Source organism: Allobosea sp. UC22_33, assembly GCF_042700715.1.
GTDB lineage: Bacteria > Pseudomonadota > Alphaproteobacteria > Rhizobiales > Beijerinckiaceae > Allobosea.
This window is the reverse complement of record NZ_CP170556.1, coordinates 4,938,997-4,951,527: the sequence shown is the minus strand read 5'-3', so window position 1 is coordinate 4,951,527 and position 12,531 is coordinate 4,938,997. Positions and strand designations below refer to the sequence as shown.

The 12,531-nt window shown below is 67.9% G+C and carries 11 protein-coding genes; 2 read left to right on the top strand and 9 right to left on the bottom strand.

What is annotated here, in order from left to right:
- Positions 1–14: 14 nt before the first annotated feature.
- The gene (hemA, locus tag ACFJGT_RS23940) at positions 15–1,226 is read left to right on the top strand and encodes a 5-aminolevulinate synthase (protein ID WP_377843465.1); all 1,212 of its coding nucleotides are present in this window, start codon (positions 15–17) and stop codon (positions 1,224–1,226) included.
- Between the two features lie 4 nt (positions 1,227–1,230).
- On the opposite strand, the gene ACFJGT_RS23935 is transcribed toward hemA, so the two are convergent.
- From ACFJGT_RS23935 to rimP, 7 genes are all read right to left on the bottom strand, one after another.
- Complete coding sequence (locus ACFJGT_RS23935; protein WP_377843462.1) at positions 1,231–1,692, bottom strand: DUF3592 domain-containing protein; 462 nt, start codon at positions 1,690–1,692, stop codon at positions 1,231–1,233.
- A gap of 6 nt (positions 1,693–1,698) precedes the next feature.
- Positions 1,699–2,646: a tRNA pseudouridine(55) synthase TruB gene (gene truB, locus ACFJGT_RS23930; protein ID WP_377849057.1), complete on the bottom strand. Its 948-nt coding sequence runs from the start codon at positions 2,644–2,646 to the stop codon at positions 1,699–1,701.
- Entirely contained in the window at positions 2,636–3,094 is a 459-nt protein-coding gene (gene rbfA / locus ACFJGT_RS23925) for a 30S ribosome-binding factor RbfA (RefSeq protein ID WP_377843459.1), read from the bottom strand. The genes truB and rbfA overlap by 11 nt, the downstream gene beginning before the upstream one ends.
- A gap of 152 nt (positions 3,095–3,246) precedes the next feature.
- Positions 3,247–6,069: a translation initiation factor IF-2 gene (gene infB, locus ACFJGT_RS23920; protein WP_377843456.1), complete on the bottom strand. Its 2,823-nt coding sequence runs from the start codon at positions 6,067–6,069 to the stop codon at positions 3,247–3,249.
- Positions 6,066–6,755, bottom strand: a complete 690-nt coding sequence (locus ACFJGT_RS23915; protein ID WP_377843454.1) for an RNA-binding protein — start codon at positions 6,753–6,755, stop codon at positions 6,066–6,068. Before ACFJGT_RS23915 ends, infB begins: the two co-directional genes overlap by 4 nt.
- A 14-nt stretch (positions 6,756–6,769) precedes the next feature.
- A complete protein-coding gene (gene nusA / locus ACFJGT_RS23910; RefSeq protein WP_377843451.1) occupies positions 6,770–8,362 on the bottom strand; it encodes a transcription termination factor NusA in 1,593 nt (530 codons plus the stop codon).
- A 5-nt stretch (positions 8,363–8,367) separates the two neighbouring features.
- Complete coding sequence (rimP, locus tag ACFJGT_RS23905; RefSeq protein ID WP_377843448.1) at positions 8,368–9,066, bottom strand: ribosome maturation factor RimP; 699 nt, start codon at positions 9,064–9,066, stop codon at positions 8,368–8,370.
- Between the two features lie 220 nt (positions 9,067–9,286).
- Here rimP and ACFJGT_RS23900 point away from each other — a divergent pair, with 220 nt between their 5' ends.
- On the top strand, positions 9,287–10,375 hold the full coding sequence (locus tag ACFJGT_RS23900; RefSeq protein ID WP_377843446.1) for a DUF2336 domain-containing protein: 1,089 nt from the start codon (positions 9,287–9,289) through the stop codon (positions 10,373–10,375).
- Here the strand turns inward: ACFJGT_RS23900 and ACFJGT_RS23895 are convergent.
- On the bottom strand, positions 10,350–11,045 hold the full coding sequence (locus ACFJGT_RS23895) for a tRNA (guanine(46)-N(7))-methyltransferase TrmB (protein ID WP_377843445.1): 696 nt from the start codon (positions 11,043–11,045) through the stop codon (positions 10,350–10,352). The genes ACFJGT_RS23900 and ACFJGT_RS23895 overlap by 26 nt on opposite strands.
- A gap of 151 nt (positions 11,046–11,196) precedes the next feature.
- Positions 11,197–12,402, bottom strand: coding sequence for a methionine adenosyltransferase (gene metK / locus ACFJGT_RS23890; RefSeq protein ID WP_377843443.1), 1,206 nt, complete (start codon positions 12,400–12,402; stop codon positions 11,197–11,199).
- Positions 12,403–12,531: the final 129 nt, after the last annotated feature.

The following is a 12,531-nucleotide window of genomic DNA, read 5'->3' as shown; positions in this document are numbered from 1 at the left end:
GCAGGAGGCTGGCCATGGATTTCGAGAATTTCTTCCGCCGGGAACTCGACGGATTGCGCCGCGAAGGCCGCTATCGCGTCTTCGCCGATCTGGAGCGCCAGGCCGGCCGCTTCCCGATCGCGACCTATCACGGCGAGCGCGGCACGCGCGACGTCACCGTCTGGTGTTCGAACGACTATCTCGGCATGGGCCAGCATCCCAAGGTGCTCGCCGCGATGCATCAGGCGCTCGACGGCAGCGGCGCCGGCGCCGGCGGCACGCGCAATATCGGCGGCACCAACCATTACCATGTCCTGCTGGAGCGCGAGCTCGCCGACCTGCACGGCAAGGAAGCGGCGCTGATCTTCAATTCCGGCTATGTCTCGAACTGGGCCTCGCTCTCGACGCTGGCGGCGCGGATTCCCGGCTGCATCGTCCTGACCGACGGGCTGAACCATGCCTCGATGATCGAGGGCATCCGGCATTCGCGCGCCGAGAAGCATATCTTCGCCCATAACGATCCCGCCGACCTGCGCCGCAAGCTCGCGGCGCTCGATCCCGCCCGGCCGAAGCTGATCGCCTTCGAGTCGGTCTATTCGATGGATGGCGACATCGCGCCGGTCCGCGAATTCTGCGACATCGCCGAGGAATTCGGCGCGATGACCTATATCGACGAGGTCCATGCCGTCGGGCTCTACGGCGCGCGCGGCGGCGGCATCTCGGAGCGCGAGGGGCTGACCGACCGCCTCACCCTGATCCAGGGCACGCTGGCGAAATCCTATGGCGTGATCGGCGGCTACATTACCGGCTCGGCGGCGCTCTGCGACTTCATCCGCAGCTTCGCCTCCGGCTTCATCTTCTCCAGCTCGCTGCCGCCGGCCGTGGCGGCCGGTGCGATCGCCGCGATCCGGCATCTCAAGGAAAACTCGGTGGAGCGCGAGCGCCAGCAGGACCGCGTCGCGGCGTTGCGGGCCAAGCTCGACGCCGCCGGCATCCCGCATCTCGCCAATCCCAGCCATATCGTGCCGGTGATGGTCGGCGATGCCCAGGCCTGCAAGGCGATCAGCGACGAATTGCTGGATCGCTTCGACATCTATGTCCAGCCGATCAATTACCCGACCGTGCCGCGCGGCACGGAGCGCCTGCGGATCACGCCCTCGCCCTTCCATTCCGACGCCGATATCGGCGCGCTGGTGGCGGCACTCGGCGCGATCTGGGCACGGGACGGGCTGAAGCGGGCGGCGTGAGCGCTTAGCCACGCTTGGCCACGATCATCAGGGCCGCCGAGAGCAGCCCGAAGACCGTGGTCAGGCCGGCAAGGATCAAGGTTCCCAGCCATTGGGACAGGAAGCCCTCGATTTCGGCCTTGTCCGGCGTCGTCGCGTCATAGAGGACGGTCACCCGGTCGCCTTTGCGATAGGCCGATGGGCTGGTGCCCCATGAGGTCACGAAGGTGACGGACTGCCCCTGCGCCGTGCGGAAGCTCACGACCGGACGATAGGTCGAGTCTCCACCGCCATGCCGTAGCTCGACCACCGTTCCGGCGGCGCGATCGGCGTGCGCCAGGAGCTTCTGGTTATGGCTGTAGGTGAAATAGCAGACCGTCGCGAGGATAACGGCGACGATCCCGAAAACGCAGCCGATGCGCCAGAACAGGAGCTTGCCATCCTGAGGGAGGCCCCCGAACCGTTGCTTCCTGCGGCTTTCGCCCATCCGCCCTCAGAGATTGAAAACGCGATGGGGGACGAACTCGCCGTTCTGGACCGAGCCCGTCGAGACCAGCGTGCCCCCGCAAGTCGCGTAGGCGGCCTCCAGCTCGATCGGGGCCCCAGCGCCGCGCAGCAGGGCGGTCTGGCCGCGCTTGAGGCGGGCGGCGGCGTCGCGATGCAGCACGATCTCCGGGATCAGCGTCAGCGCCGCCTTGACCGGCTGGAGGGCCGTGAGCGCGCTCTCCGGGCTTTCGCGCAGGGTCTCGACGCTGGCGGCATCAGCGATCAGAAACGGGCCGACGCGGGTGCGGCGCAGATGCGCGACATGGCCGAGGCAGCCGAGCGCCAGGCCGAGATCGCGGGCGATGGCGCGGACATAGGTGCCCTTGCCGCACTCGGCCTCGAAGGTCGTGGTGGCGCCGTCATGGCTGACGATGCGGAGCGCGTCGATCTCGACAGGCCGCGCCTCCAGCTCGACATCCTCGCCGTCGCGGGCGAGATCATAGGCGCGCTCCCCGGCGATCTTGATCGCCGAGAACTTGGGCGGCGTCTGCAGGATCGTGCCGGTGAAACGCGGCAGCAGGGCCAGGATCGACGCCTCGTCCGGGCGCTTCTCCGAGGTCGCGATGACGCTGCCCTCGGTATCGTCCGTATTGGTCTGCGTGCCCCAGGCCACCGTGAACTGATAGGCCTTGCGGCCGTCCATGACGAAGGGAACGGTCTTGGTCGCCTCGCCCAGGGCGATCGGCAGCAGGCCGGAGGCCAGCGGATCGAGCGTGCCGGCATGGCCGGCCTTCTTGGCGCCGAAAGCGCGCTTCACGACGCTGACCGCATGGGTCGAGGTCATGCCGATCGGCTTGTCGAGGATGACCCAGCCATGGACGTCGCGCTTCTTCGGGCGCTGTACCGGGGCGGCATCCTGATCCCGGGCGGTTTCGGGGGCGTTCTCAGCGGTCATCGTCACGGCGGTCTTCTTCGGGAATTTGGTCTTCGTGGTCCTGGTCGATCCTGAGGCGCTGGACCAGCGTATCGCGGCGCACGGCATCGGTATCGAGCAGCGCATCGATGCGCTCGGCCTCGGCGAAGCTCTCATCGGCCCGGAAGCGGATATCCGGCGCGTATTTCAGGTTCACGCGATGGGCGATCTCGCCGCGCAGATAGCGCTTGTTGGCTTCGAGCGCCTTGAGCACGGGCTTCACATCCTGCCCGCCGAGCGGCATGATGTAGGCGGTAGCGAGCTTGAGGTCCGTAGAGAGGCGCACCTCCGGCACGGTGACGACGTGTTTTGCCAACACGTCGTCGTGAATGTCACCGCGCGCCAGAATCTCCGCGAGCGCATGGCGGATCAGTTCGCCGATGCGCAATTGCCGCTGGGAATTACCGGAGGTTTTTGCAGGTTTTGCCATGGTTCTCGTTTCTCCGGGATCGGACCGGATCAAACGTCACGGCGGGGCCTGGCCCGCCGTCTCAGGAAGATAAGGCGCTGGACGCGCTCTTCTCGTCACGAGATGGCCGGGCGAGAGCCCGGCCATGACGCGCTGTTTCAGGAGCGCAGTCCTCAGAGGGTGCGCTTGATCTCTTCGACGCGATAGCACTCGATCACGTCGCCGGCGCGCATGTCCTGGTAGTTCTCGAAGGACATGCCGCATTCCTGGCCAGCCACGACTTCCTTGGCGTCGTCCTTGAAGCGCTTCAGCTGCGAAAGCTTGCCCTCGTGAACCACGACGTTGTCGCGGATCAGGCGGACATTGGCGCCGCGCTCGATGGTGCCGTCGGTGACGCGGCAGCCGGCGATCTTGCCGACCTTCGAGACGTTGAAGATCTCGAGGATCGACGCGTTGCCGAGCATGGTTTCGCGGAGCGTTGGCGCCAGCAGGCCCGACATCGCAGCCTTCACATCATCCATGAGGTTATAGATGATGTTGTAGTAGCGGATCTCGACACCGGCACGATCGGCCGCCTCGCGCGCTTCCTTGTGGGCGCGCACGTTGAAGCCGACGACCACCGCGCCCGAAGCCTGGGCGAGCGTGACATCCGATTCCGTGATGGCGCCGACGCCCGACGAGAGCACGCGGGCGCGCACCTCGTCGTTGCCGACTTTCTCGAGCGCGCCGACGATGGCCTCGACGGAGCCCTGCACGTCGCCCTTGACGACAAGCGGGAACTCCTTGCGGCCGGCGCCTTCCTTGAGCTCGCGCATCATCTCGGCGAGCGAGCGGCCAGCGCCCGAAGCCGCGCCGCGGGCGGCAAGGCGGTCGCGACGCTGACGCTCGCGGTAATCGGTGATCTCGCGGGCACGGGCCTCGGACTCGACGACCGCGACGCGATCACCGGCCTCGGGCGTGCCGTTGAAGCCGAGAACCTCGACCGGCATGGAGGGCGGGGCTTCCTTCACCTGCGCGCCGGTATCGGCGATCAGGGCGCGGACGCGGCCCCATTCGGCGCCAGCCACGACGATGTCGCCGGTGCGCAGCGTGCCGCGCTGGACCAGCACGGTCGCGACCGGGCCACGGCCGCGGTCGAGCTTGGCCTCGATGACCGTGCCTTCGGCCGGACGAACGGGGTTGGCCTTGAGATCGAGAACTTCCGCCTGCAGCGCGATCGCTTCCAGCAGCTTGTCGAGGTTGTGGCCGGTCTTGGCGGAAACCTCGACTTCGAGGGTCTCGCCACCCAGCGTCTCGACCTGGATCTCGTATTGCAGCAGTTCGGCGCGGACGCGATCCGGGTTGGCGTCGGACTTGTCGACCTTGTTGATCGCCACGATCAGCGGCACGCCGGCCGCCTTGGCGTGATGGATCGCCTCGGCCGTCTGCGGCATGACGCCGTCATCGGCCGCCACGACCAGCACGACGACGTCCGTCACCTTGGCGCCGCGGGCGCGCATCGCCGTGAAGGCGGCGTGGCCGGGCGTGTCGATGAAGGTCACCTGGCTGCCCAGCGGGGTCGTCACCTGATAGGCGCCGATATGCTGGGTGATGCCGCCGGCCTCGCCGGTGACGACCTTGGTCTTGCGGATCGCGTCGAGCAGCGAGGTCTTGCCGTGGTCGACATGGCCCATGATGGTCACGACGGCCGGCCGCGACTCCAGGGTCTCGTCGGTGTCCGGCGTGTCGAACAGGCCTTCCTCGACGTCGGATTCGGCGACGCGCTTGACGGTGTGGCCCATTTCCTCGGCGATGAGCTGGGCGGTGTCGGCATCGATCACGTCGGTGATCTTGTGCATCGCGCCCTGCTTCATCAGCAGGCGGATGACGTCGACGCCGCGCTCCGTCATGCGGTTCGCGAGTTCCTGGATGGTGATCGTCTCGGGGATGATCACCTCGCGCATCACGCGCTCTTTCTGGGCATCCGACGCACGATGGCCGGTCATGCGCTGCACGCGTCGGCGGAACGAGGCGACCGAGCGTGTCCGCTCGTCCTCGCTCCCGGTCGCGGTCGACAGCGTCAGGCGGCCGCGGGGCTTGTCGTTGGCGACCTTCGGCGTCTTGGGCGCGGCCGGAGCCGGGCCACGGCCGGCGCCGGCGCTCAGGCCAGGGCGACGGAAGGCGGCCTTGACGTCGACATCATCCGAGCGATTGCGCGTGGTGTTGGCCGACGGAGCCTGACGCGCCGGACGGGCGATCGCGGGCTCGGCCGGGGCCGTGGTGTCGATACGGGGCGTGCGCGGCGCATCGGAGCGCGGCGGACGGCTGTCGAGCCGCGGCGGGCGGGCGCCGGTGTCACGCATCGGCGGACGCGAGGTGAACTCGCGCGGGCCGGACGGGGCCTGGCGGCCGTAATACTGGGTGGGCTGCGGCGCCGGAGCCTGAGGATCAGGCGCAGCTTCGCGAGCCTGCGGCGGCGGGGCGGCCGGACGGGCCGGCTGGTCGTCGCGCTGGCGCGCGGCGACTTCGACGCGGCGCTTCTGGTCGTCTTCCTGACGGCGGCGCTCTTCTTCCTGCCGCTGACGGGCGGCGGCGGCTTCCCGCTCCTGGCGCTCGCGCTCGATGGCGGCATTGCGCTGGCGCGCCTCGTCCTCGGCGATGCGGCGGGCTTCGGCCTCGCTGCTGCGGGCTTCCGACAGGGCGCGCTGACGGGCGTCCTTCTCCTCGTCGGAGAGGGTGCGCAGCAGCATGCTGCTGGCCGGACGCTGGGGCGGCGGCGGGGCGGCCGGGCGGGGCGCGGGCGCCTGCGGAGCCGGGGCCTGGGGCGCACGCGGCGCGACAGGCTCCTTGACCTCATGCCCGGCGGCGCGGCGTTTCACCTCGACGACGACCTGCTTCGTACGCCCATGCGAGAAGCTCTGTCGAACAGTGCTCTGTTCGACAGGCCGCTTCAGCGACAGGGTCTTGGGCGGGTTGACGGTGAGTGTCTTGTCGCCCGGGGTCTTGGTATCGGTCATTCCGCGTTCGGTCCTGCCGGTTCGGTCGTGTCTTCGGTGTCGTTCTGGTCTGATGCGGCCGTATCGTCCGTCCGGTACCGGACGAGCCGACGCCAGCGGGAGAGGACACCCTCGGCCGCCGGACCCGGAGCAAGCGCGGCATGTATCACATGTGCCCGCCCTAACGCCAATTCCAAATCCGCCGCCGTGAAAATAGCGACGACGGGCAGCTCGCGCGGCTTGAGCCCTTCGGCTTCGCGCGCCGCCCCGGCCCGCCGGATGGCCTGGCCGATCTTGCGCTTGCCGTCCTCGGCCCCGTCGCTGGCGGCGATGACGCCGACACAGCGGCCGGAACCGATCAGGGCCTCGACCTTGGCGAAGCCCGCGATCACGAGCCCCGCCTTGTTGGCCATCGATACGGCCTGGACCGCATCGCGCAGCATCAGCGTATCGATCATCTCCGGAAGGTCGGCGGGAACCGCGACCTTCGCCTTGAGCGAGCGCTCGAAGGCCTTCCGCTTGATCGCCTCGGTGACGGTCTTGCGGCTGAGGCTCGCCCAGACGCCACGTCCGGGGAGCTTGCGCCGCAAATCCGGCACCAATGTGCCGTCGGGTCCAGCGACGAAGCGGATCAGATCGTCAGGCGCCTTCACGGTCCGCGTCACGACGCAGCTCCGCTCCGGCCCCTCCTTCTCTGCCGCCTTCATCGCGACGATCCCGCTCAGGCCTCGGCCGCCTCATCGGCTTCCGCCTCGGGCTCCTCGGCCGGCGCCTCGACCCAGCCCGCATGGATGCGGGCGGCCATGATGATCGCTTCCGCGTCCTGGCGCGACAGGTCGAACCCGTCGAGATAGCCGGAGTGACGGGTGGACTCGCCGTCCTTGCGCTCGGTCCAGCCGACGAGATCGTCCGTGGCGCAGCCCGCGAGGTCCTCGACGCTCTTCACATCGTTCTCGCCGAGCGCGACCATCATGGAAGTGGTGACGCCATCGACCTCGCGCAAGGCGTCCTCGACGCCGAGCGCGCGGCGCTTCTCGTCCAACTCCGCCTCGACGGCGGCAAGATGCTCCTGCGCGCGGCTCTGGATCTCGCCGGCGGTGTCCTCGTCGAAGCCCTCGATCGAGGCGAGCTCGGAGAGCTCGACATAGGCGAGCTCCTCGACATTGCGGAAGCCTTCCGAAGCCAGGAGCTGGCCGACCGTCTCGTCGACGTTCAGCGCGTTCATGAACAGGTCGGTGCGCTGCACGAATTCCTTCTGGCGGCGCTCCGACTCCTCGGCTTCGGTCAGGATGTCGATGTCCCAGCCGGTGAGCTGCGAGGCGAGGCGGACGTTCTGGCCACGGCGGCCAATGGCGAGCGAGAGCTGCTCGTCGGGAACCACGACCTCGATCTTGTCGGCTTCCTCGTCGAGCACGACCTTGGCGACCTCAGCCGGCTGCAGGGCGTTGACGACGAAGGTCGCCACATCCGGCGACCACGGGATGATGTCGATCTTCTCGCCCTGGAGCTCGCCGACGACCGCCTGCACGCGCGAGCCGCGCATGCCGACGCAGGCGCCGACCGGGTCGATCGAGGAATCACGCGAGATCACGGCAATCTTGGCGCGCGAGCCCGGATCGCGGGCGACAGCCTTCACCTCAACGATCCCGTCATAGATCTCAGGCACTTCCTGGCCGAAGAGCTTGGCCATGAACTGCGGATGGGTGCGCGACAGGAAGATCTGCGGGCCACGCGGCTCGCGGCGCACGTCGTAGACATAGGCGCGCGCGCGGTCGCCGACCTTGAAGGTCTCGCGCGGGATCATCTCGTCGCGGCGGATGATGGCTTCGCCACGGCCGAGATCGACGAAGACATTGCCGTATTCGACGCGCTTGACGGCGCCGTTGACGATCTCGCCGATGCGATCCTTGTACTCGTCGTACTGGCGGTCGCGCTCGGCCTCGCGCACCTTCTGGACGATGACCTGCTTGGCCGACTGGGCGGCGATACGGCCGAAATCGAAGGGCGGCAGCGGATCGGCGATGACGTCGCCGGCCTGGGCGGCCGGGTTATGGCGCTTGGCCTCGTCGACCGTGATCTCGATCGCCGGGTTCTCGACCTGATCGACGACCTGGAGATGGCGGGCGAGGCGCAGTTCGCCGGTCTTGGTGTTGATCTCGGCATGGACGTCGGTCTCGGCGCCGTAGCGCGAGCGGGCGGCCTTGGCGATGGCGTCCTGCATGGCGTCGACGACGATCTGGCGGTCGATCGACTTCTCACGGGCGACCGCGTCGGCGATCTGCAGCAGTTCGAGCCGGTTGGCGCTGACGACCATGACGCTCACTCCTCTTCGTTATCGTTTTCGTGCGGGGCCTGCGTGTCGGCCTTCTTCGGCCGCGGCCCCAGCGATTTTCCTCGGCCCTTTTTCGGGCTGGCGATTTCTTCGGCGGCCGGCATCTCCGGCGGCAGGCCGGACTTGCCGCGGCGCAGCGACTCGGTGACGAGCGCGTCGGTCAGAACGAGGCGGGCCTCGGCGATCGCACGCATCGGAATCGCGACGTCGCGCTCTTCCTCGCTCTTGGCGTCGTCGCGCGACAGCAGCGCATCCTGCCCGGCGACACCGCGCAGGATGCCGCGGAAGCGCTTGCGGCCTGCGACGATCTCGCTCGTGTCGATCTTGGCGAGATGGCCGGCCCAGCGCTCGAAATCGCTGGCGCGCACCAGCGGCCGGTCGATGCCCGGCGACGATACCTCGAGGTGATAGGCCGCCTGGATGGGGTCGTCGACATCGAGCGCCGGCGACACCGCCTGGCTGATCTCCTCGCAACCCTCGACATTCATCGTGCCGTCCGGTCGCTCAGCCATGATCTGCAGGGTGCAGCCGTTCTGGGCGCTGATGCGCACGCGCACCAGCCGGTAGCCGAGATCGACGATCGCCGGCTCGATGATCGCGGCAACACGCAAGGCCACGCCGCTCTCGACGACGAGGCGGGGTTCCTGATCGGCTGCCGTTATCGGCTCGTGGGTGGGTTCACTCATGGCCTGAGACCGTTCCGTCTGCCTCCGGCGGGTAGCGGCCAATAAAAAAGAGCGGGCCGGTGGGCCCGCTCTTGATCATCGGCGTTAACCGATACCAGAGCTGTTGCCCGCTATTTAGTCCGCATCGCCCCGATATGCAAGCTCGCTTGCGGCGGCGCTAACCCGATGGTCATCCTTCGCGTGTCAGATGACGCAACGGGATATCGGTTGAGGACTTGGTATGAGTGCGGTCGGCTCGCTGTTGCGAGATCTCGAATCCACGATGCTGCGCGGCTCGAATGACGAGCGCGCCGACATCCTGTCGCGGCTGACGGACCTGTTCCTGGCCACCGCCGTGCATATGGACGAAGAGCAGGTCGGCGTCTTCGACGTGGTCATCGGGCGGCTGTCGCGCGCGATCGAACTGCGCGCCCGCGTCGAATTGTCGGAGCGGATCGCGCCGGTGCCGAACGCGCCGAGCGGCGTGGTCCGCCAGCTCGCCCTCGACGAGATCGCCGTGGCGCGCGCCGTGCTGGTGCAGTCGCCGCGCCTGAACGACCAGGATCTCGTCGCGGTTTCCGCCGCCAAGGGACGCGACCATATGCTGGCGATCACCGAGCGGCCCGAACTCGGCGAACCCGTCACCGATTTCCTGATCCTGCGCGGCGGCCGCGTCGTCACCCATGCGGTCGCGGCCAACCAGACGGCGCGCTTCTCCCGCCACGGCATGGGCGTGCTGGTGATGCGGGCGGCGCAGGACGATGCGCTCCAGGCCACGCTGGGCCTGCGGCGCGACATTCCGGCCGAGCTGGTCGACCAGTTGATGACCGCGGCGAAGAACTCCGCGCGGCGGCGCTTGAGCGAAAGCCTCGAACCCACGCTGGCGGGCGATGTCGACAGCGCGGTCGAGCGCGGGGCGGATGCCATCGCCGCCGGAGGCCAGATGCCGGGCGAGCTCGGCGCCATCAGCGCGGCCCTGGTCGAAATCCGCGAACTCAACGAGACCGGCCTGCTCGACGAGGCCAAGGTCCGCACCTATGCCCGCGACGGCGCGACCGAACATGCGATCTGCGGCGTCGCCGTGCTGGCGCAGCTCGGCCTGCCGGCGAGCGAGCAGATCATCCTCGGCAGCGACCGCGAGGCGGTTCTGCTGGTCGCGCGCGCGCTCGGCTGGTCGTGGGAAACGACGGCTGCGCTGATCTCGCTGCGCAAGGATTTCGGCAAGTCGCAGGCCGCGATCGACCGTGCCCGCGAAAGCTTCCGGAACCTTGCGCAAGGCACCGCCCAGCGCGTGCTTGGCTTCCTCAGGATGCGCGACGCAAAGCCGTGAGATAGCTGGAGATGCGCCCCTCGCGAACCGCCTTCGCCTCGTAGCGGGTGCGGATCCAGCCGGGATAGGGCGTGCGCCAGTCGCCCGGCCGCTCGTCGGTCCAGTCGAAATCGGGCGAGGCCATCAGGCGCGACAGCGTCCAGCCGATGTAATCGTCGATATCGCTGGCGAAGCGGAAGCGGCCGCCCGGGCGAAGTGCTCGGGCGAACAGGCCCAGCGTATGCTCGGAGACGAAGCGGCGCTTGCGCTGGCGGCGCTTCGGCCAGGGATCGGGATAGAGCAGGTCGATCGCATCGAGGCTGCCGGCCGGAAAGCGCGGCAGCAGCAGCGCGGCATCATCGTCCCAGACCCGGATATTGGTCAGCCCCTCGCGCTCGGCCACCGCCAGGAACTTGGCCATGCCGTTGATGAAGGGCTCGACGCCGATGAAGCCGATCTGCGGGCTCTCGCGCATGCGCATCAGGAGATGCTCGCCGCCGCCGAAGCCGATCTCGAGCCGGACCGCCTCGACGGGTTGCGGGAACAGCGCCTTGAGGTCGGCGATCTCGCCTTCCGGCAGGCGCAGGCGCGGCAGCGTATGCTCCATCAGATGGCTCTGGCCATCGCGCAGGGCCTTGCCCTTGCGGCGGCCGTAGAACGCGCGGTCGTCATGATCGGAGGGGTGGGTCATTCGAGATCGTCTCGCAGAAACCGAGGTCATCCCGGACAAGCGGCTTCAGCCGCGCCTATCCGGGATGACGGCGCGGATAGAATGCCTGTAGCAAAATGAAAAGGCCGGAGCGATCGGCTCCGGCCTCGTCAATTCAAGCGAAAGCGCTATCTCAGGCGACGGCCTTCTTCAGCGCGTCGACGAGATCGGTCTTCTCCCAGGAGAAGGAGCCGTCGCGGCCGGGCTTGCGGCCGAAATGGCCGTAAGCCGAGGTCTTGGCGTAGATCGGCTTGTTGAGGCCGAGATGGTTGCGAATGCCGTTCGGCGAGAGGTCGACCAGCTTGCCGAGGACCTCCTCGAGCTTGGCCTCGTCGACCTTGCCCGTGCCGTGCAGGTCGACATAGATCGACAGCGGCTTGGCGACGCCGATGGCGTAGGAAAGCTGGATCGTGGCGCGGTCGGCGAGCTTGGCCGCGACGACGTTCTTGGCGAGATAGCGCGCCGCGTAAGCCGCCGAACGGTCGACCTTGGTCGGGTCCTTGCCCGAGAAGGCGCCGCCGCCATGCGGGGCAGCACCACCGTAGGTGTCGACGATGATCTTGCGGCCGGTGAGGCCGGCATCGCCGTCAGGGCCGCCGATCACGAACTTGCCGGTCGGGTTGATGTGCCAGACCGTGTCCTTGGAGATCCAGCCATCCGGCAGCGCCTGGCGGATATAGGGCTCGACGATCTTGCGGACATCGGCCGAGGTCAGCGTCTCGTCGAGATGCTGGGTGGAGAGCACGATCTGGGTGACGCCGACCGGCTTGCCGTTCTCGTATTTGACGGTGACCTGGCTCTTGGCATCCGGGCCGAGCTTGGCGGCGTCGCCCTCGCCCTTCTTGCGGGCGAGCGTCAGGGTCTCGAGGATCTTGTGGGCATAGTAGATCGGGGCGGGCAGCAGCTCGGGCGTCTCGCGGCTGGCATAGCCGAACATGATGCCCTGGTCGCCGGCGCCGACATCCTTGTTGCCGGCCTCATCGACGCCCACGGCAATATCCGCGGATTGCGGATGCAGCAGCACGTCGATCTTGCACTTCTTCCAGTGGAATCCATCCTGCTCGTAGCCGATCGCCTTGATCGCCTTGCGCGCGGCCGACTTGACCTTGCTCTTCATCGCCTTCTCGTCGAGCGAGGTGCGGACCTCGCCGGCGATGACGACGCGATTGGTCGTCGCCAGCGTCTCGCAGGCGACGCGGACCTTGCTCGCATCCATGCCCGCCTTGGCGGCTTCCTTGAAGAACAGATCGACGATCTCGTCGGAGATGCGGTCGCAGACCTTGTCGGGGTGCCCCTCCGAGACGGACTCGCTGGTGAACAGGTAATTCTGGCGTGACACGGTCGGGGATTCCCTGAATCGGCACATGGAAAAGGCCGGCACAGCCGCGCCAGCCAATGAACGGCCCGTCATTGCAGCGGACGCGTTCGCCGTCAAGCGCTAAAATCCGCTCAGTCGGGAAGATCGTTC